This window comes from Stenotrophomonas sp. Br8 (genome assembly GCF_014763005.1).
GTDB lineage: Bacteria > Pseudomonadota > Gammaproteobacteria > Xanthomonadales > Xanthomonadaceae > Stenotrophomonas > Stenotrophomonas lactitubi.
Genome location: NZ_JACGTN010000004.1, coordinates 192,415 through 211,347, shown reverse-complemented (window position 1 = coordinate 211,347; position 18,933 = coordinate 192,415). Strand labels below are relative to the sequence as shown.

Annotated in this window: 10 protein-coding genes and 1 tRNA gene; 4 read left to right on the top strand and 7 right to left on the bottom strand. The window is 64.9% G+C overall.

Annotated features, from left to right (window positions below):
• Positions 1 to 34 precede the first annotated feature (34 nt).
• Complete coding sequence (gene ubiA / locus H3005_RS04825; protein WP_080149621.1) at positions 35 to 928, bottom strand: 4-hydroxybenzoate octaprenyltransferase; 894 nt, start codon at positions 926 to 928, stop codon at positions 35 to 37.
• Positions 929 to 1,077: 149 nt separating this feature from the next.
• On the opposite strand from ubiA, the gene H3005_RS04820 reads away from it, so the two are divergent.
• Positions 1,078 to 1,154, top strand: a tRNA-Arg gene (locus tag H3005_RS04820).
• Positions 1,155 to 1,212: 58 nt separating this feature from the next.
• Here the strand turns inward: H3005_RS04820 and H3005_RS04815 are convergent.
• The 6 genes from H3005_RS04815 to H3005_RS04790 form a co-directional block, all read right to left on the bottom strand.
• Positions 1,213 to 1,704, bottom strand: a complete 492-nt coding sequence (locus H3005_RS04815; RefSeq protein WP_100553912.1) for an adhesin — start codon at positions 1,702 to 1,704, stop codon at positions 1,213 to 1,215.
• A gap of 100 nt (positions 1,705 to 1,804) precedes the next feature.
• Positions 1,805 to 2,296, bottom strand: coding sequence for a hypothetical protein (locus H3005_RS04810; RefSeq protein WP_331273731.1), 492 nt, complete (start codon positions 2,294 to 2,296; stop codon positions 1,805 to 1,807).
• Positions 2,287 to 6,990, bottom strand: a complete 4,704-nt coding sequence (locus H3005_RS04805) for an RHS repeat-associated core domain-containing protein (RefSeq protein ID WP_100553914.1) — start codon at positions 6,988 to 6,990, stop codon at positions 2,287 to 2,289. The genes H3005_RS04810 and H3005_RS04805 overlap by 10 nt, the downstream gene beginning before the upstream one ends.
• Positions 6,991 to 7,272: 282 nt before the next feature.
• Positions 7,273 to 8,628 (bottom strand): Gfo/Idh/MocA family oxidoreductase, encoded by a 1,356-nt coding sequence (locus H3005_RS04800; RefSeq protein ID WP_100553915.1) that lies wholly within the window; start codon positions 8,626 to 8,628, stop codon positions 7,273 to 7,275.
• A 64-nt stretch (positions 8,629 to 8,692) separates the two neighbouring features.
• Positions 8,693 to 11,668: a TonB-dependent receptor gene (locus tag H3005_RS04795; RefSeq protein WP_191077661.1), complete on the bottom strand. Its 2,976-nt coding sequence runs from the start codon at positions 11,666 to 11,668 to the stop codon at positions 8,693 to 8,695.
• Between the two features lie 132 nt (positions 11,669 to 11,800).
• On the bottom strand, positions 11,801 to 15,160 hold the full coding sequence (locus tag H3005_RS04790) for a TIM-barrel domain-containing protein (RefSeq protein ID WP_191077728.1): 3,360 nt from the start codon (positions 15,158 to 15,160) through the stop codon (positions 11,801 to 11,803).
• A 321-nt stretch (positions 15,161 to 15,481) separates the two neighbouring features.
• Between H3005_RS04790 and H3005_RS04785 the strand changes: the two genes are divergently transcribed.
• The 3 genes from H3005_RS04785 to H3005_RS04775 are packed head-to-tail and all read left to right on the top strand — an operon-like array spanning position 15,482 to position 18,919.
• Entirely contained in the window at positions 15,482 to 16,636 is a 1,155-nt protein-coding gene (locus H3005_RS04785) for an SIS domain-containing protein (RefSeq protein ID WP_191077660.1), read from the top strand.
• On the top strand, positions 16,629 to 17,567 hold the full coding sequence (locus H3005_RS04780) for an ROK family protein (RefSeq protein ID WP_100553919.1): 939 nt from the start codon (positions 16,629 to 16,631) through the stop codon (positions 17,565 to 17,567). Before H3005_RS04785 ends, H3005_RS04780 begins: the two co-directional genes overlap by 8 nt.
• Positions 17,568 to 17,584: 17 nt before the next feature.
• A complete protein-coding gene (locus H3005_RS04775; RefSeq protein ID WP_100553920.1) occupies positions 17,585 to 18,919 on the top strand; it encodes a D-tagatose-bisphosphate aldolase, class II, non-catalytic subunit in 1,335 nt (444 codons plus the stop codon).
• Positions 18,920 to 18,933 lie beyond the last annotated feature (14 nt).

The following is an 18,933-nucleotide window of genomic DNA, read 5'->3' as shown; positions in this document are numbered from 1 at the left end:
GCTGTAGAGCCGAGCCCACGCTCGGCTGCGCGTCTCAGCGCAGCGCCAGATCCACGGCGATACCGGCAAACAGCGCGGCACCCACCCAGTTGTTGTGCAGGAAGGCCTTGAAGCACGGCCCGCGCTCGCGGTTGCGGCAGATCCAGAACTCGTACACCACCAGCAGCGTCGCCACCGCAACGCCGGCCAGGTAGTACCCGCCCAGCCCACCGCGCACGCCGACCAGCGCCATCGTGGCCAGGAACAACGCGTACAGCACGCCCTGGATGACCAGGTCCAGATCGCCGAACAGGATCGCAGTGGAGTGCGAACCCATCTTCAGGTCATCCTCGCGGTCGACCATGGCGTACCAGGTGTCGTAGGCCGTAGACCACAGGATGTTGCCGGCATACAGCAGCCAGCCCAGCATCGGCACTTCGCCCTGCACGGCGGCAAAGGCCATCGGGATGCCCCAGCCGAACGACATGCCCAGGTAGACCTGCGGCAGGTGGGTGTAGCGCTTCAGGTAGGGATAGCTGGCGGCCAGAAACACGCCGATGAAGCTCAGGGCGATGGTCAGGCCGTTCAGGGTCAGCACCAGGCCGAAGGCCACCAGCATCAGCACCGCGAACAGCGCCAGCGCTGCCCGGCCGCTGATCGCACCGGTCGCAAGCGGCCGCGCCTTGGTGCGCTCCACATGCGGGTCGAGCCAGCGGTCGGCATAGTCGTTGATGACGCAGCCGGCCGAGCGGGTCAGCCAGACGCCGGCGGTGAACACGAACAGGGTCCACAGCGGCGGCAGGCCGCCCGCAGCCAGCCACAACGCCCACCAGGTGGGCCACAGCAGCAGCAGCGTGCCGATCGGGCGATCGGCGCGCATCAGACTCCAGTAATGACGCCAGCGCGGCGTCGGCGCCGGATGCGGCGCGGAAAGGGGGGTATCAGCCATGGCACTAGGATACTCCTGTGCCTTCTGACCGACTTTGCCGGCGGGGGGAGATTTGTGCGGCGAAACTGGATAGAATGCCCATCCCGCACCGCCTCATTGCGTTGCGATGCCCGCCCCGGCCCTGGCCGACGGCGCGGCGGTTCCACCACGCGCTCGTAGCTCAGCCGGATAGAGTAGTGGCTTCCGAAGCCATTGGTCGGGGGTTCGAATCCCTCCGGGCGCGCCATCTTCCCTCAGTCTTCCGCCCCCGCCCGCCACCACGGCATGGCGCGCTGGTCGTGGATTCATTCGGCTTCCCGATCCCCCGCTGCGGCTCTGTTGACGCCAGGCTGGAAGGGAACCGAGCGGTGAGCGCAGCCCTGCACGTCGCGGACGATGATCGAGAATTCCTCCGCAGCGCCGATCGCGCCGGGCAGAAACGCGCCGTCGCCGTCGAACAGCACCGTCATTGCCTCGCCAGGGGCGATCGACAGCCGTGCTGCCGGAGGCGCAACTTCTTCGAGGATGACATTGAAGGACCGCCACGCCTGTTCGTCAATCCGACGAACCTCTACGGTGGCTGCCCTGGCATACAGGCGTCTGTCGGCGCTGGCCAGCAACAGCTGCAGTGGCCGAGAACCATGCGGATTGATCTGGAAGCGGCCGTAGGTCATGCCATCCACCCGTGCGATGCCGGCATAGGTGATGACGACTGTCGGGCATGAGTCCGCGCGTGGTTCTTGGGCAGCGCATGCGGTCAGGCCAATGGCCAGACAGAGGACGAGATGCTTGGTCACGCCGCAGATCCTCCATTGATGTTCCGCGTGCCGCCTACCGGATGATCCGGCAGCGACGGCAGGGCACCTGCACCCTGCCGCTGCTCGACTCTTCAACGCACTAAAGCGCCGCCGAGCATCTGCCGAACACGTTGGCGGGCTTATCCCGCAGGCTCACGGCAACCACCCGGTGCTTCTGCTCGCCGCACCCACCCATGACCCCATACATGATGAGAAGTCCCTTGTCGTTGACGTAGCCGATGAACGTGCCATTCCCTTCATCCGAAGCGGCCCTGACGAGATAGAGGCTCTCCCCGGGTGCTGGCTTCAGGCCACTCAACCGCCTTGAACCGATCTTCCCTTCAACCTCTGATGCCGATACCGCGACCAGTGAATTCTTCAACATCCACTCCGCAATGGCGGCTTCACTATCCGGATCAAGCGTGGAAATGCGGTCAAGCGGCAGAGTCGTGGAATTGCCAGGGAAGATCGCATCGGATGAAACATCTACCCAGTCCGATCTCCATTCCGTATGTTGAAATTTGTTGATGCTGCACCCGCCCAGCATTGGCAAGAGCAGCAGCGCTGCGCGCAGCATGGCTTCTATTTGCACTTTAATCTCCTCTTAATGCTCTCCCTAACCCGATCATCAGGCAGACCCAGATGCTCTGCCATGATGTTCCCCTCCCACCCGGGAACGGGGGCTGTGCTGCGCGGATTCGTTGACGTCACGTCATACATGTCCGTTCGTCCATCGATCATGAACTTCATTAGATGCCCAGCCTCATGGGCAGCCGTCCATTCACTTGCACCTGCATACCATGTCCCGACGCTCCCCCCTCTGACGTTGGAGACGCCATTACCCAAGGGAACATCCACTCGATTCATCCGGCCTTTCGTGGGCTGACTAACTGTGACCTTGAATCCTGGAGCGGACCATGTGGATTCAATAGAGTTAATCATTCTGTTCACCACTTCAGGACTTGCGCCGTCCCCACTGAACTTAATCGGGATGTCAATGTTGACTCCGCCATCCTCACACGTGCAATTTGCCATCAAGCCTAGCGGATCTGAGGAACCCAGCGAGTTGCTCGAGACATAAGAATACGTCGAAATCCCGCCGTCCAACCCAATCGGATCACTCTGCGAGTACCGCCCCACCGCCGGGTCGTACTCCCGCTGGTAGTTGTAGAACAAGCCACTCGCATCCGTCGCCTGCTGCCCCGGGAAGCGCAGCGCCAGATCAAACATCACGCCATCCCCATCGGGATCATTGGCCGGTGCCTGATCGCCAAACACCTCACTCTTGTTGCTCCACTCCCAGATCGCGACATCCCGCACGGGGTCGATCACTACTCGCGGCGTACCCAAGTGATCGGGCTGGATGTACGCCAGCTCCGGCACGCCCGCGGCTGGTGTCTGGATCAACGCCACCGGGTAGTTGTCCAGCCAGATCGCCTGCTGCTGCGCCTGCCCGGTCGCCGAATAGTTGCCAACCCACTGCCCGGCTTCGTCATAGACCGTGACCTGCGCATTGCCACTGGCCGGTGCGCGCAGCACGCGCTCACCGCGATGGTTGTAGCCGTAACTCTCCACTACAGCAGCGCCCTGCTTCACCGCATTCATGCGGTTGGCATCGTTGTAGGCAAACGTCTTGCTGCCAATGCTGGTGGTGTTGCCTGCGGCATCCTGGTTGCGCGCCTGACCATCCACAGCAATCAGGCGATGGCTGTCAACCGGATAGGTGTAGCTTGCGGTCCCGACCGAGGTGGTCAGTGAGGTACGGTTGCCGGTGGCGTCGTAGCCATAGGTTTCAATCGGCGTACCCGTGGCGCCATCCTGGGTCTGGGTCAGGCGGCCCAGTGTGTCGTAGGCGTATTTAGCAAGCACCTCAGAACCTGCACCGCTCTTCAGCTCGGTGATCGAACCAACGGGATCGTAGCCATAACCCAGTGACAGGCCGCCTGCCGCGGGGTCATGCACCGCCTGCGGGCGGTAGTCCAGATCCAGTGGGCGCTGCAGTTGGCGCCCATTGCCGTAGGTCCAGCCGGTCGCCGGCCCGAAGGCTGCATAGGTCACGTTGTTGACCACCACCTGCCGGGCCTGTCCCGGGCGAGTCAGCCCAATCTGGCTGATACGACCCAGGGCGTCGCGTACGTAGTCCGCCACACTTCCGTCCGGGTAGGTCAATGCGGTCAGGCGACCAGATTTACTGTACGCATAGCGCAGTGTGCTGGCCACGCCATTGATCGTCTGCACCTTGCGGGTGACCTGGCCGAAGCGGTCATGGCAGTACACGGTGCTGCCATTGGCGTGCAGCACCTGACCCAGGCGACCCTTGGCGAAACGCTCGTCACTGGCACATACCGCTGGCGCGGTGTCGTAGTGATAGCCCACGTCCAGGTTGGGATCAGGATAGGCGATACCGACCAGTCGATTGAGCGCGTCGTAGCTGTAGGTGGCAGTCACGCCGCGCGCATCGGTGCGGGTCTTGCGATTGCCAGCAGCATCAACAGTGAAAGTAGCACTCCCACTGTCCGGGCTGACCTGCCCGGTCAGATCACCAAAACCATTGTAGGCATACGTGGTGTGCAGCCCCTTCGGGTCGGTCACCTGGGTGACTTGATCCAAGGCGTTGTAGCTGGAGCGGATCTCCGCAGCAACGCCGCCCACGTCCTGCAGGGTCTGCGCCAGGCGGTTCAGCGGATCGTACTGCTGGCTCGTCACCCGCTGCAGAGCATCGGTGACCGACTGCGGATTGCCATTGGCGTCGTACGCAAAGCCGGTGGCGTTGTTGCCGGCATCCTTCAGCGTGGTCAACTGCCCTAGAGTGTTGTAGACGCGGGCCAGCGTGCGGCGCAGCGTCCCCCCTGCATCGACCGTATTTTCCTGCAGACGGTTGCCGGCATTGTCCAGGGTGTAGTGAATGGTGTTGCCGGCACTGTCCGCAATGTCCGTCAGCCGCTGGGCGGCGTCGTAGACATAGGTGACGCTGCTGCCGTCGGGCTCGGTGACCTGCTGCACGTGGCCGGTGGGCCAATAGCTCAGTTGGGTGCTTCGGTCTTCGGCAGTAGTGGCGCCACGCGCGGTGATCGACGTCGGCCAGCCACGCGGATGATAGGTGTAGTCGGTCACCACGCCATTGGCATCGCGCACCGATAGTGGGCGCCCCAAGGCATCGTAAGCGAGTGTTTCAACGGTATGGCCCAACGCACTGGTGATGCTGCGCAGATCACCCTTGCGGAACGCACAGGTACCGTTGGTCGCACACCCCGCATCATCGGCGGTGTACCAGGCATACGTCACAGTATCGGCCACGTCCGTACGCGGACCGTCGATGCTTCGCAGTAGGCCCACCTGCGGGCAATCCGGACCTTCGGCCTCGCAGTAGTTCTGCGTGGTCACGCGGGTCTGGTTGGTCGTGGTATCGCGCACGGTGACGCTGGTCGGCTGCAGGCGCGCGTTGCGGGTGATGCGGGTCTCCTGGTTACCGACGGTCTGCTGCACCAGGCGATTGCTGTCGAGCGCGACACGCGTCTCGCTGACGCGTTGCTGGGGTGTTCCAGACGCTTCGGTGGTGGTTGTCACGGTCACAGCACCGGCCGTAGGGTCGTTGGCCTCGGTGTAGGCGTACTGGGTAACCACGCCACGTCGGTCGGTGGAGGACTGCAGGCGACGGCGGAAGTCCGTGCCCTCTGGGAGGTAGGTACGGCCGGCGGTGCCGTTGCTGTCGGTGATGCCATTGACCTTGCGTGGCAGGCCACTGCTGCCACTTGCGGTAAGCGCGTACGTGCTCTGCTTGCCGAGTGCATCGGTGACGATGACCGGGCCGGCAGTCGTGTAATCCAGCCGTACCCCATCAATGCCGACGTCAGCCTGTGTGCAATCGCCCGAATGACGGCTACAGGTCACCCGCCCCTTGGCATCGTAGCCATACCAACTGTAGCGCCGGTTGTCCTCGGCCGTAACGCCGGTCAGATGTCCAGGGAAGCGCGTGTCTTCGTAGTGATAGGTCCTTGCTCCACCGTCAGCATAGGTGACAGTGGTCAACTCGCCTGTCACGGAGTATCCGTACGCCGCCACCAGTTGGCCGGCTATCGACATCGTCGAGATCAGTGCATCGTCGCCAGGCGCAGCGTACTGGATATCCAAACGACGGCCAGTGGAATGGGTGATGCTGAGCAGCCGGCCACGAGCGTCATGCGCATAGACCAATGACGTGCCGTCCTCGAAGTCGCGGCGCTGCATGCGACCTTCCACATCGAACAGAACGCGCTCTTGGACACGCGATAGCAGCCAGTTACCCCCCTGCTGCATGGCACGATCACCACTGCCGTCAACAGCTTCGTATTGCGCTCCCACCTTTTGGAAGGCTATCTGGCCGCCATCTCCCTCGATCAGCCCGACTTTCAGCTCGGTGCTCGGGGGGAACGTCGAGTCATCCACCGCAGCCGCAAGCCGGAGATTGTGCGAGTGCGTCCAGCCTGTGCCCAGCGCCCCGCCTGCGGTATTGGTAAGGGAATGATAGTGGCGACGGAAGCTGATCCAGCCGAGATCGAAATCAAGTTCTGGTTGGGATTTGTCACCTGTTGTCGGGTCACAAGGATTTCCCACTGGACACTGCTGAGGCGGGATTGGAGTGCTCGTATAGGCGAACATCGGCGACATCATGGGCTCATCCTGCTGAAGCAACGAGCACATCTGGATGGATTCATCCCACTTCATGCTGGAACGGTTCGGACACACGGCAGTTCTGTCGCGCCGCGCGTGCTCCCAGCTCTTCACCTCCCTGCATTTCTGCGTACTAGCGAAGAAGTAATTGGCTGTGTAGTGAAACTTTTTGTCTTCGTGAGTGATGCTTCCGTCGTCACCTTGCCCAAGTCCCGGAAACTCCGCCCAGTCCTCCTCCACAAGCGTGGTGGCCGGACACTGGGGATCGCTCACGCGAAGGGCGAGGATCGCACTGCGGACTTGATCTTCGGATGCATACTCCTGTTCTGAGTATGTGTAGACCCAGTCGGTGCTGACGATCGCTTCCGGCTTTGCGCGGTAGTCGTAGATGACCTTGCTTGCCAGCACGCGCTGCCGCTTGACCTCCCAGACGAACGGCTTGTCGACCTCATACCGGGCAAAGAAGGCCCTGATGTCCTTCTGCACCGCAGCTTCGGTGCCCCGCGGCTGGCCCATCGACAGGTAGCTCTCCCACTTCTTCTGCACCTCCTGCGCCTGCACCGCAGTGGTACCTACGCACCCCAGCGCGGTCATCGCCAGCGCTGCGTACGAAAGATCCTTCAATCGCTTCAACATCCCTGTTCTCCATCCTGGGCGGTTACCGCGCCGGGAGGAACGAAGGCGCTTGGGCAGCCATTGCCCCTTCCCGCCCTGCTTCGGATCGTCCCTGTTCCGGATTGCAGCGTGGCCGCATGGGGACGTTATCTCCGATATGGGTTACGCATTCAAGTCAGAAACTGTGGAACAGGTTGAATTTCAGAGTTTTCTGATAGTCGCCAGCCATCTATGACGGACGGCAGATACAAAAACGCCGGGCAGTACCCGGCGTTTCCGTCACAACGTGGAAGGGTGCAGACCTCAATACTTACCATCAAACGCAAAGATCGGCTTGCGCTGCTTCCACGCACCCGCAGTGAAATCCGGGAACTCCAGCGTCTGGAAACTGTTGGCGATCGACTGCTCGCTCAGCGGCGTGATCGCGCTCCAGGTCACCGCATCGTAGATGTCGATCGGCATCGGTGCCTTGGCCTTCAGCGCTTCCACGAACGCATGGATCACGAACCAGTCCATGCCACCGTGCCCTGCACTCGCAGCAGTGTCGGCATTCTGCTTCCACAGCGGATGCTCGTACTGGTCCTGGTACGTCTTGAACTCTTCCCACTGGTGCGGCGGGCTGCGGCCTTCGATGTGGATCGAATGGTTCACGTCCATCCACAGGCCCTTGGTGCCCTGCACGCGGAAGCCCATCGAATACGGTCGCGGCAGCGAGGTGTCGTGCTGCAGCAGGATGGTCTCGCCGTTCTCGCAGGCCAGCGTGGTGGTGACGATGTCGCCGAGCTTGAACTTCACCTTGGTGCTCGGGTGGGTGGTGCCACCACTCTTGGCTACGGTGTAGTCGTGCAGCCCGCGCGCCTTGGTGGCGAATGCGTTGATGTGGGTGAAGCGGTTGCCGCGGTTGATGCCGGTATACATCGCGCACGGGCCGATGCCGTGGCTGGGATACAGCTCGCCATTGCGCTCCACCGAATGCTCGGTGCGCCAGCGTGCTTCACTCCAGCCCTTGGGGCCGAATTCCACGCCGCTGTCGTAGGGCTGGTTCGGGTCGCCGGAATTGAACTTCACCCCGCGCAGGTCGTGCTGGTAGCCGGCCTGCAGGTGCACCAGCTCGCCGAACAGGCCCTGCCGCACCATCTGCAGCGCGGCCATCACGTCGCGGCGGTAGCAGACGTTTTCCAGCAGCATGTACGGGGTGCCGGTGGACAGCTGGGTCTTCAGCACGTCCCAGTGATCCTGCAGGGTGATGCCGGCCACCACTTCACAGCCTACGGCCACGCCGGCCTGCATCGCGGCAATCGCCATCGGTGCGTGGTATTCCCACGGTGTGGCGATGATCACACCGTCGATGCCCTTCTGTTCCAGCAGGCGCTTCCATGCATTGATGTCACGGTCCTGGCCGTAGGTCTTCGGCGCAGGCTTGCCCGCCTTGCTGACCATCTCCACCGCGCGACCGAGCATGATCGGCTCGATATCGCACAGGGCAACGACTTCCACGTCGTCGCGGCGCACCAGTTCCTTCAGCAGCACCAGGCCACGCATGCCGGTGCCGATCACGGCCAGGCGCACCTTGCGGCCACGTGCCCATGCCGGGGTCTGCGGCAACAGGCTGCTGGCGGCGACAGCGGCGCTGGCCGCGATGAATTCCCTACGCTTCATGGCAAACACTCTCCTCTTGAAGGCGCGCCAGCCTTGGCCGGCGCGCCTGGTCACGCAAACGGAATTACTTGAACCGGTAGCCGATGGTCACACTGTAACCACGACCGAAGATGGTGGCGTAGTCACTGGAGTCACGCAGGAAGCTGTTCGGATCGTAGAACGGCAGGCGGTTGAACAGGTTCTTGACGGTGAAGCTCAGGTTCCAGGCATCGTCCGGGCGCCAGGTGACGCTCATGTTGGCCGTCCACCACGACGGTGCACCATCGCACTTGCTCTTCTGCAGTGCCAGGTAGCCGCCGGTGCAGGTTTCCTTGTTGTTGCTCACTTCGTCGACCTGGTCGGTGGCCCACTTGGTGCCACCCACGTAGTTGACGAACATGCTGGTGGTGACCTGCTTGTAGGTCCAGTCGGCATTCAGCGTCGCGCGCAGGCGCGGGTTGTTGTAGTAGCCCACCACGTCGCCGTAGAACCAGCCGTTCTGTTCATCCATGTAGAAGCGGTTGCGGTTGGCGATGGTCGCGGCCAGGCCGATGTTCAGCCCACCCCATTCACCCAGCGAGAAGCGGCTGCGCGCGTCGATGTCGAAGCCATCGATCAGGGTCTTGCCGCGGTTCTTGTACTGGCCCACCACGCTGGCCACGTTGCCGGCCGAGTAGCCCGGCAGCGTTCCCGGGCAGCTCACACCGCTTGCCGGGTCGGCGCACATCGCCGCCAGCTGCGCCAGATTGGCGCGATCGCTGTCGGTGATCGGCGAACGCGACGACGAGATGATGTCTTCGGCGCGGCGGTAATCCGGGGCGACGATCTCGTTGTCGCGGTAGATGAACCAGTAGTCGGCCGACACCGACAGCCAGGTGGCCGGCTCATAGACGAAGCCCAACGTGGCGATCTTTGCCTTCTCCGGCTTCAGGTTCTGGTTCGGCTGGGTCATGCGCGCCACGGTGCGGCTACAGTCCACGTTGAGCAGGCTCTTGCCCAGGTCGACATCACCGCCGCGCTGCGATTTCAGCAGCAGGTTGGCGATGGCGTTGGTCTCGGCGCAGCGCAGTTCATCGCGGAAGCCACCCAGCTGCGCATACACGCCGCCGTTGCCGGACTCAGCCAGGCTGGGGGCGCGGAAGCCGGTGGAATAGGTACCACGCAGCATCAGCTGGTCGAAGGCCTGGTACTTGAAGCCGATCTTCGGCGCGACGTTGGCGCTGAAGTTCGGATACTTGTCCACGCGCACGGCGGCATCCAGTTCCAGCTTCTCGGTGATCGGCGCCACCGTTTCCGCGAACAGTGCATAGGTGTTGCGCGCGCCATCGAACCACGAGCCACCCTGCTGGGTGATCAGGCCGGCGGCCGCGTCGGCGTTGCCGGGGGTGTAGAAGGTTTCGCGGCTGGCGTTGAAGCCGAACGCGGCGCGCATGTCACCGGCCGGCAGCTTGAACAGCGGGCCCTCGATCTTGCCGTCCAGGGTATGCAGGCGCGTCCACGACTGGATGTCGAACGTCGGGAAGGCGCCGCGGATCAGTGCGCCGTTGGCCTCGCTGATCTCGCCGAACTTGTACGCCGGATGATCGGAGATGATCACCCGGCCTGTGCCCGGGTCGATGCTGTACGGGCCGAAGGCCTTCTCGAAGCCCTTCACGTTGACGTTGATCGTCTGGTAGGTGGTCGAGTGCGTGCCGGCGGTGGCGAATGCGGTTTCCCAGTTCCAGTCACCGACGTTGCCACGCGCGCCGGTCAGCACGCGGTAGCTCTTGTCGGTGTTGCGCTGGCCGAAGTAGTTGGCGCCGGCATCCTGCAGCAGGTACTGCAGGCCGACCACGCCACCCATCATGGCCTTCAGCTGAGGGCTGGCGTGGTTGTACTCGTTGTTCGGGCCCAGGAACGGATACAGGAACTGGTTGACGTTGTTGCCGGTATCGCGCGAGAACCAGCTGGTCGGGTTGCCGGTGGTGGTGCCGTAGCTGCGCGGCGTACCGCCGTTGGCACGCAGATCGATATCGGTATAGGTGGCCTCGGCGAAGATCTCGGTGCTGTCGCCCACCAGGAAGGTGCCGTTGAGGTAGGCGGTGTTGCGCTCGGATTTGGCGCCCGCGTCGATCTCGTTGTTCATCCAGGTTTCCCAGACGCAACGCGGACCGGCGGCTTCACCCTGCAGTACGTTCTGGCAGCCCGGCGCGGCTTCCTGCACGCGGCGGCCGGTGACCGGATCGAAGGCGAAGTAGCTGCCCGGGTTGAACTGGCCCGGCTTGCTGCCCACGCCCAAGCGCAGGTTGTTCAGATAGTTGGGGTTGTTGACGTAGTACTGGTCCGGGCGCTTGTCATAGAAGTCGGCCAGCGGGATCGCGTCGCGGCGGTACATGTTCACCGCGCCGTAGATGTTGAAGCGGTTCTCGGTGAGGTCACCGAAGCCGGCGGTGATGCTGGCCTGGCGCTCGCCGTAGGAATCGATGCGCGAGGAGGTGTCATTGGTGAAGCTGATCTCCGCGCCCTGGAAGTTGCGCTTGGTGATCACGTTGATCACGCCGGCCACTGCGTCGGTGCCGTACACGGCCGAGGCGCCGTCGGTCAGCACTTCCATGCGTTCGATGGCGGCGGCGGGAATCGCATCGATGTTGACAAACTGGGTCTGGAAGCCGGCTGGCGCGCCGTAGTACGACAAGCGACGGCCATTCAACAGCACCAGCGTGCCCTGTGCGCCGAGGCCGCGCAGGTTGGCCTGCGATGCGCCGTCCGAGCCGGTGAACAGCGAGCGCGAATCCTGCTGCGCTGGCCGCGCGGCCGGCAGGTTGTCGAGCACCTGCAGCAGCGTGCGCGCACCCATGTTCTGGATGTCCTGCTTGCTGATCACCTGCACCGGCGAGGCGGTTTCAACGTCGGTGCGGCGGATGTTGGAACCGGTGACCTCGATGCGGGCCAGGTCGGTGGCCTTGTCCTTGCTCTCCTGGGCGAAGGCAGGAACGGCGACCGACAGCAGCACGCCGGCAATGGCCAGCGACAGCGGTGCGATCGAGCGACAGGGGGGGCGGTGGTGGCGGGCGGGCAACATCGGGGTTCTCTCCTGGCAGGGGTGCGGCGCGAATGGTGGATCGGCGGGCAAAACGCTCCCGGGCCACGGCCCCCACAGTCGTGGTGAAGCCGTAGTCGGAATGGGCGGGGGAGGAGCGGTGTTACGTGGCGGTCATGGGGCGACGATGCTGGCGGAGTCGCCCTCCTGGCCGATCAGCACGGCGTTGGCCCAGTTGGCACAGACCTGGGCGGGTTGGCTGCCCTGCGCACCCAGCGTGCGCAGGCTCAGGGTGGAAAGGCCACGGATATCCAGCTCAGGCTTGACCACACCGGGCGCCTTCACCAGGCCGCTGTCGTACAGCAGATGGTTGTCACCCCAGACCTGGAACTGCAGGCCACCGGCCGTGCGGCAGGCGTCGTCGATGCCGAGGTCGGCGCGCAGCAGGCGCCAACCACCCTGCAGGCGCAGGTCGATGCGGCTGCTGGCGGCTACGCCGAGGCCCCGGCGGAACTGCAGGCCGTTCATGCGCATGCCGGCGTCACCAGTGAACGCCTTGTCGGCGCGCACCTGGCTGGCCAGCGCGGCCGGCACCGGCAGCTCGGAGAGATAGCGCTGCCGGGCCGGTCGCTCCGGTTCCTGGTGTTCGAGGATGTGGAAGGTGGACAGGGCAATCGGGCCGACGTCGCGCGGTTGCAGCGCATCGAAGGCACGCGCACTGCCCTGCGCGGCAGTCACCATCGGATCGGTACTGCTGGCGCCATCACCTTCGGGGTTCTGCACGCTCAGCACGCGGAAGCGCAGCAGGCGGCCGGCGTGGGCCGGGAAGTCGATGCGCTGCACGCCTTCCTTCAGCTGCAGGTGGCCGCGGGCGATGGGCTCTCCCCATTCGCCATTGCTGTCACCCAGGTACACCTCGTAGTCGCGCACCTGGCCGTGCTTCCAGTTCTTGTCGTTGCGCGGTGCGATGTCGATGCCATCGATCATCCTGCGTTCGCCGAAGCCGATCACCCACTCATGGGCACCGGTGCGCACGGCCTGGTTGCGCACGCTGCGGAACCACGTGGCCGGATCATCATCGAAGGCATTTTCCAACGCATGGCCGGGTTCTTCGGCCGGGCGGTTGACCACCAGCAGGCTGTCGGCCGGCAGTTCGCGGCCCAGCACCGGTGCGGCCGGGTAGGCATCGTCGGCGGCCGCTGCGGCGACGGCGAAGTCCAGCTGCAGCTGTAGCGGCTGGCGGATGTCCTGCGCAGCGGTGCGTACGTGCAGGGTGCCGCGACGCTCCTTGGCGTCGAAGTACCAGCCCTCGTTGGCGCTGTTGAACGCGGTCGCGTCGGTCAGTGCGGGCAGCGTACGGCCAGCGGCCTGCACTGCGCGCGGCGCCTGCCGGCTGAGCACGCGCAGGCCATAGCGGCGCTGCGCCAGCTGCCCGTTGTACTGGCCCTGCACCGGATCGATCTGCACCTGCACCGGGCCACTGCCCTGGGCAGGCGCCTGCACGCGGATCAGCTGCGTGCTCGACTCGCCCTGCTGGTAGCGGCGGGTGTTGCCATCGTCTTCGTACAGCGTGTACTGCGAATCGCCCTGCGGGTACAGATCGAAGGTCACTTCATCGAGGGGTTTTTCGCCGTCGAACAGCATCGACGGGTACATCGGCAGGATCGCACCGGCACGCACGAACACCGGCAGCGTGGCCAGGTCCACCTGGCGGTCAAGCTGGCGGCCATCGGCGGCGGCCTGCACGCGACGACCATCCCAGTAGTCGATCCAGCCACCGGCAGGCAGGTGGATGTCGCGGCGCCAGCCACGGCTCGCGGCCTGGCTGCGGTACACCGGCGCGACCAGCAGGTCGCGGCCGAGCAGGAACTGGTACTTGTAGGTCTCATCCTGCGCGTGTGGATCGCGCGGGTTGTCCCACATCAGGCCTCGCACCGGCGGTGCACCGGTCTGCGCGGCCTCGTGCACCAGCCCGTACATGTACGGGGTCAGGCGCATCTTCAACTTCAGGTAGTCGCGGTTGATGCTGCGGTAGGGCTCGTCGTACCACCACGGGTGCTTGCGCGCGTTCGACGACCAACCGCTCATGCCCATCAGCACGGGCGTGAACGCCTTCCACTGCAGGTCGCGGGTGAAGGTCTCGGCACTGCCGCCGAAGATCGCGTCCACGTCACCACTGGCGTAGGCCATGCCGGACAGGCCCGAACCCACCAGGGTCGGCACGTGCCAGCGGATGTAGTCCCAGCTGCTGCTCTGGTCGCCGGTCCAGGCCACGGCATAGCGCTGGATGCCGGCCCAGCCCATCACCGTCCACAGGAACGGGCGCGAATCGGAATTGTCGAGGATGCCGTTGAATGCCTGGCGGTTGGCATCCATCGCGAACTGGTAACCCTTGCCGGTCCAGGCCACGTCCAGCTTCTGCACGCGGCTGCCGGCCTTGCCCACTTCCCAGGCGATCTTGTCGACGCCGTTCTCGGTCCACAGGCCGGTGCGGAAACCATACCCGGCCAGGCCCTTCACGGTTTCCGGCAACTGCTTGTAGCCGCAGCCGTAGCCATCGTTGGGCAGGATCCAGCCGCCGGGCATGTCGTTGGCGCGGTACTGCTTGGCCACGCTGTCGATCACATCGGGGGTGGTGCCGGTCGGGCCGTCGCTCCAGCCTTCGGGCACGGTGCCGGGCTTCTTGCTGTTGTCGCCGTCGTTGTAGCAATCGGCATCGCCGTAGGACAGCGCCCAGCGCGCCACCATGTTCGGGCGACCGGTCAGCTGGGTGTAGCGCTCGATCAGCTTCGGCAGGTCGGCGCCAACGAAGTAGTAGGCGTCGAAGCGGTCTTCGCGATGCAGCAGGGTGGCCTGGTCGCTCTGGCGCAGGTCGTAGCTGCCATCGCTCCACGTGTTGCGCAGCATGCCCCAGCCACGGCTGCTCAGCAGCATCGGTGCCGGGCTCGGGCGATCGCCCTCTTCCCAGCCGCCGGAGTACGAGACTTCCAGTTCGCGGCCCTTGAACTGGTAGCGGCCGTTCTGCTGGCCACCACCGTAGTAGCCTTCATCGGCCTGCGAGGACAGCACCTGCACGCTCTGCGCGGCATCCAGGTCCAGCGGCTGCAGTTCCTGCCACAAGGCGGTGGGCTGGCCGTTGTCCAGGCGCTCCAAGCGCAGGCGCAGCGGCTGCCGCTGCACATGCAGCACCAGTGCAGCGGTACGCACGCGGATCTCCTGCGCGTCTTCTTCCAGCTGCGCCTGCACGTTGGCCTTGGGCTGCGGCAGCACGATCGGCGCGGCCTTGTCGCCGGCGCCGGTCAGTTTGCCGTTGCGGCCGGCCTGCACGCGGATGATGTCGGTGGCCGGCAGTTCGATGCGGATGCGGGTGCCGTTGTCGGTCTGCAGGTCCCAGCCACTTACACCGTCGGTGCTGGCACTGGCGCTGACCGAGCGCAGGTTTCCGACCGGTGCGGCCTGGGCCGACAGGGACGCCGACAGCAATGCCGGCAACAGGGCCAGCAGCAGTGGCGAACGACGAACGCAGATTTCCACACGGACTCCCAACCCGTTCACCGGGCGTTTCGAAAGCGGTTGGGCCGACTCTAGGGCAGCAATTCGAAAGATGTCAACAAATTGAAAGGAAAAAGGAAGATATATTTATATGAAACGAAAGTTGTTGCGCTGCAATACTTTGTGTAAGCGCTTGCAGCACCCTGTTAAGCATTGTGCGATACGGCATCTGGCGGTTTCTTTCGTTTCCAGCGGCATGCCGCACCGGGAAAGTCGGCACCGCAATATCTTTCTTTTTACTTTCGGTATTTGACATTTCGAAAGAAAACGCAGATGGTGCGCTGGCCCAACTGGAACCTCCGAATGGACGTCACCCTGCTTTCCGATGTGTCCGCCTGGCAGCGCCGCGGCGGAGCCGATACCGCTACCGAAATCGCCCAGCAGCCGGCGCTGTGGGAAGCCCTTGCACAGGATCTGTCGCGTGCCCGCGACCGCCTGCAGGCCTTCCTCGGCGACAGCCTCAATGACCCGAACCAGCGCGTGCTGTTCACCGGCGCCGGCAGTTCCGGCTTCATCGCCGAAATGGTGGCCGATGCCATCAACGCGCAGTGGCCGGCCGACGTGCGCGTGGTGCACACCACCAGCCTGCTCACCCACCCGGCGCTGTACCTGCAGCGCGACCGTCCGACCCTGCTGGTGTCGTTCGGCCGCAGCGGCTCCAGCCCCGAAAGCGTCGCCGCCGTCGATCGCGTGCGCAGCGACGTGGATGACGCGCGCTTCCTCGACATCACCTGCAATGCCGATGGCGAACTGGCCCGTCGCGGCGCCGGCCGTGCCGACACCTGCACGCTGCTGATGCCGTCGGCCAGCTGCGACCGCGCCTTCGCCATGACCAGCAGCCTGACCTGCATGCTGCTGGCCGCGCTGACCGTGTTCGACCGTTCGCCGTGGGATGCGCGCATCGCACGCCTGAAGCAGATTGCCGGTCTCGCCCGCGAAGGCCAGGCGCAGTGGGACGCACCGGTGGCCGCGCTGGCGCAGCGCCCGTTCAACCGGGTGATCTACCTTGGCAGCGGCCCGCTGGAAGCACTCGCTCGCGAAGCTGCGCTGAAGGTGCTGGAGCTGACCGCCGGCCGCGTGCTGGCGCTGGCCAACACCCCGCTCGGCTTCCGCCACGGCCCGAAATCCACGCTGGACGGCACCACCCTGGTGGTCGTGCTGCGCAGTGGGCAGCCGCTGGCGCGCCGCTATGAACAGGATCTGCTGGAAGAACTGCGCCGCGATGGCGTGGCCGGTCAGGTACTGTCGATCGGCCCGCATTCGGATATCGGCGCCGATGATGATTACACGCTCACCGTGCCTGCCCTGGATGACCCGTGGCTTGCGCCGGTGTGGCTGGGCTTTGCGCAGCTGTACGCGCTGCAGCGTTCGGCCGCACTTGGCCTGACCCCGGACAATCCGTTCCCGGACGGCACCGTCAACCGCGTGGTCAAGGGTGTCACCATCCACCATGGCTGAGCTGATCGCCAACGCCTGCTACGGCATCGACATCGGCGGCACCAAGACCGAGCTGGTGGTGTGCGATGCGGCGATGCAGGTCACCTGGCGGCGCCGCGTGGCCACTCCGCAGGGTGACTACGACGGCTTCCTGCAGGCGGTGGTGACACTGGTCGCTGAGGCCGATGCCGCGCTGGGTCGCAGCGATGCGGCCATCGGCATCGCCCTGCCCGGCGTGCGTGATCGTCGCAGCGGCCGCCAGCTCAGCGCGAATGTTCCTGCGCTGACCGGCCAATGCGTGGCGAGCGATCTGCAGGCGCGCCTGCAGCGCCCGCTGCATTTCGGCAACGACCTGCAGTGTTTCGCGCTCTCTGAAGCGCATGGCGGCGCGGCCGATGGCTACCCCAGCATGTTCGGCGCCATCCTCGGCACCGGTGCCGGTGGCGGCTTCTGCCTGCAGGGACGCCTGCTGTCCGGCTTCAACGGCCTGGCCGGCGAATGGGGCCACTGGAGCGTGCCAGGGCACCTGCTGCAGCGCCATGGCCTGCCGCTGATCGATTGCGCCTGTGGCCTGCAAGGCTGCGTGGAACGCTACGTGTCCGGTAGTGGCCTGGCGATGATCGAGCGCCACCTCGGTGGTAGCGCTGCCGATGCCAGCGTGGTGATCGCCCTGGCCGAAGCCGGCGACGCGCGTGCACGACAGGCGCTCGACATCCACCGCGATCTGCTTGGCCACAGCCTCGCCGCACTGGTGCTGGCCCTGGACCCGCACGTGATCGTGCTCGGCGGTGGTCTTTCCCAGTACGCACCGCTGTACCAGCTGCTGCCTGCGGCCATCGCCGCGCATCTGTTCAACGGCGTGCAGGTACCGCCCATCGTGCCACCGCGCTTCGGTGATGCCGGTGGCGCACGCGGTGCCGCCCTGCTGGCCTGCCAACCCTCGTTTTCCTGATTGACCGGAGCTTGACCATGTCCCCGTTGCAGACCCTGCTTGCCTCCCACCGCGCCGGTGCCAACGTCGGCCTGTACAGCGTCTGCTGCAGCAATGAACAGGTGCTGCGTGCGGCCATGCACGTGGCGTTGGCGCACGATACCGTGCTGCTGATCGAAGCCACCTCCAACCAGGTCGACCAGTTCGGCGGCTACACCGGCATGACCCCGCCGCAGTACCGCGACTACGTCGGCACCTTGGCCGATGAAGAAGGCTTCCCGCGGGAGCGCCTGATCCTCGGCGGCGACCACCTCGGCCCGAATGCCTGGCAGAAACGCCCGGCTGCGGAAGCAATGACCCATGCGCGCGTGCTGATCGAAGCCTACGTTGCCGCTGGTTTCCACAAGATCCACCTGGACTGCAGCATGTCCTGCGCCGATGACCCGGTGCCGCTGCCCGATGCCATCGTCGCTGCACGTTCGGCCGAACTGGCTGAAATCGCCGAACGCACCGCCGCCGAACACGGCCTGCCGCCGCCGGTCTATGTGATCGGCACCGAAGTGCCGATTCCCGGTGGCGAAGCCTCGCTGGCCGGTGGCCTGCAGGTGACCACGCCGGCCGCCGCCGCACAGACCCTGGCCATCCACCAGCAGGCCTTCGATACCCCGCAGCTGCGCGATGCATGGCAGCGCGTGCTGGCAATGGTGGTGCAGCCGGGCGTGGACTTCGACCACAGCAGCGTGCACGAGTACGACGCTGCCGCCGCCAGCGAGCTGGCCGACTTCCTCGAACAGCAGCCGCGCATCGTGTTCGAAGCGCATTCCACCGACTACCAGCGCGAAAGTGGCCTGCATGCCCTGGTGCGCGACCATTTCGCCATCCTCAAGGTCGGCCCCGCGGCCACCTTCGCCTACCGCGAAGCGCTGTTCGCGCTGGCTGCCATCGAAGCCGAGCTGCTGCCGGCCGCACAGTGCTCGCGCCTGCCGCAGGTGCTGGACGAAGTGATGGTGGCCCAGCCGAAGTCCTGGCAGTCCTACTACCAGGGCGACGAAGCGACCCTGCGCCTGCTGCGCAGCTATTCCTTCAGCGACCGCTGCCGCTACTACTGGGGCGAGCCGGCGCTGCTGCAGGCCGTGCAGACCCTGTTCGCCAACCTGGAACGGCACGCGCCACCGCTGGTGCTGCTCAGCCAGTATCTGCCCGAGCAGTACCGCGCCGTGCGCGAGGGCACCCTGGCCAATACGCCTACCGCCCTGGTGCAGCATCGCATCGGCCTGTGCCTGGGCGAATACGCCCGCGCCTGCAGCGCCAACCAGGCCGGATCCCGCAAGCACAACGCAACTTCGGCTGCCGCCGTACTTGCGAACGGCTAATCTCTACCTTTCCC

Coding starts and splice junctions, on each gene's coding strand:
- ubiA (WP_080149621.1), bottom strand. CDS start 928: ATGGCTGATACCCCCCTTTCCGCGCCGCATCCGGCGCCGACGCCGCGC.
- H3005_RS04805 (WP_100553914.1), bottom strand. CDS start 6,990: ATGTTGAAGCGATTGAAGGATCTTTCGTACGCAGCGCTGGCGATGACC.
- H3005_RS04800 (WP_100553915.1), bottom strand. CDS start 8,628: ATGAAGCGTAGGGAATTCATCGCGGCCAGCGCCGCTGTCGCCGCCAGC.
- H3005_RS04795 (WP_191077661.1), bottom strand. CDS start 11,668: ATGTTGCCCGCCCGCCACCACCGCCCCCCCTGTCGCTCGATCGCACCG.
- H3005_RS04785 (WP_191077660.1), top strand. CDS start 15,482: ATGGACGTCACCCTGCTTTCCGATGTGTCCGCCTGGCAGCGCCGCGGC.
- H3005_RS04780 (WP_100553919.1), top strand. CDS start 16,629: ATGGCTGAGCTGATCGCCAACGCCTGCTACGGCATCGACATCGGCGGC.
- H3005_RS04775 (WP_100553920.1), top strand. CDS start 17,585: ATGTCCCCGTTGCAGACCCTGCTTGCCTCCCACCGCGCCGGTGCCAAC.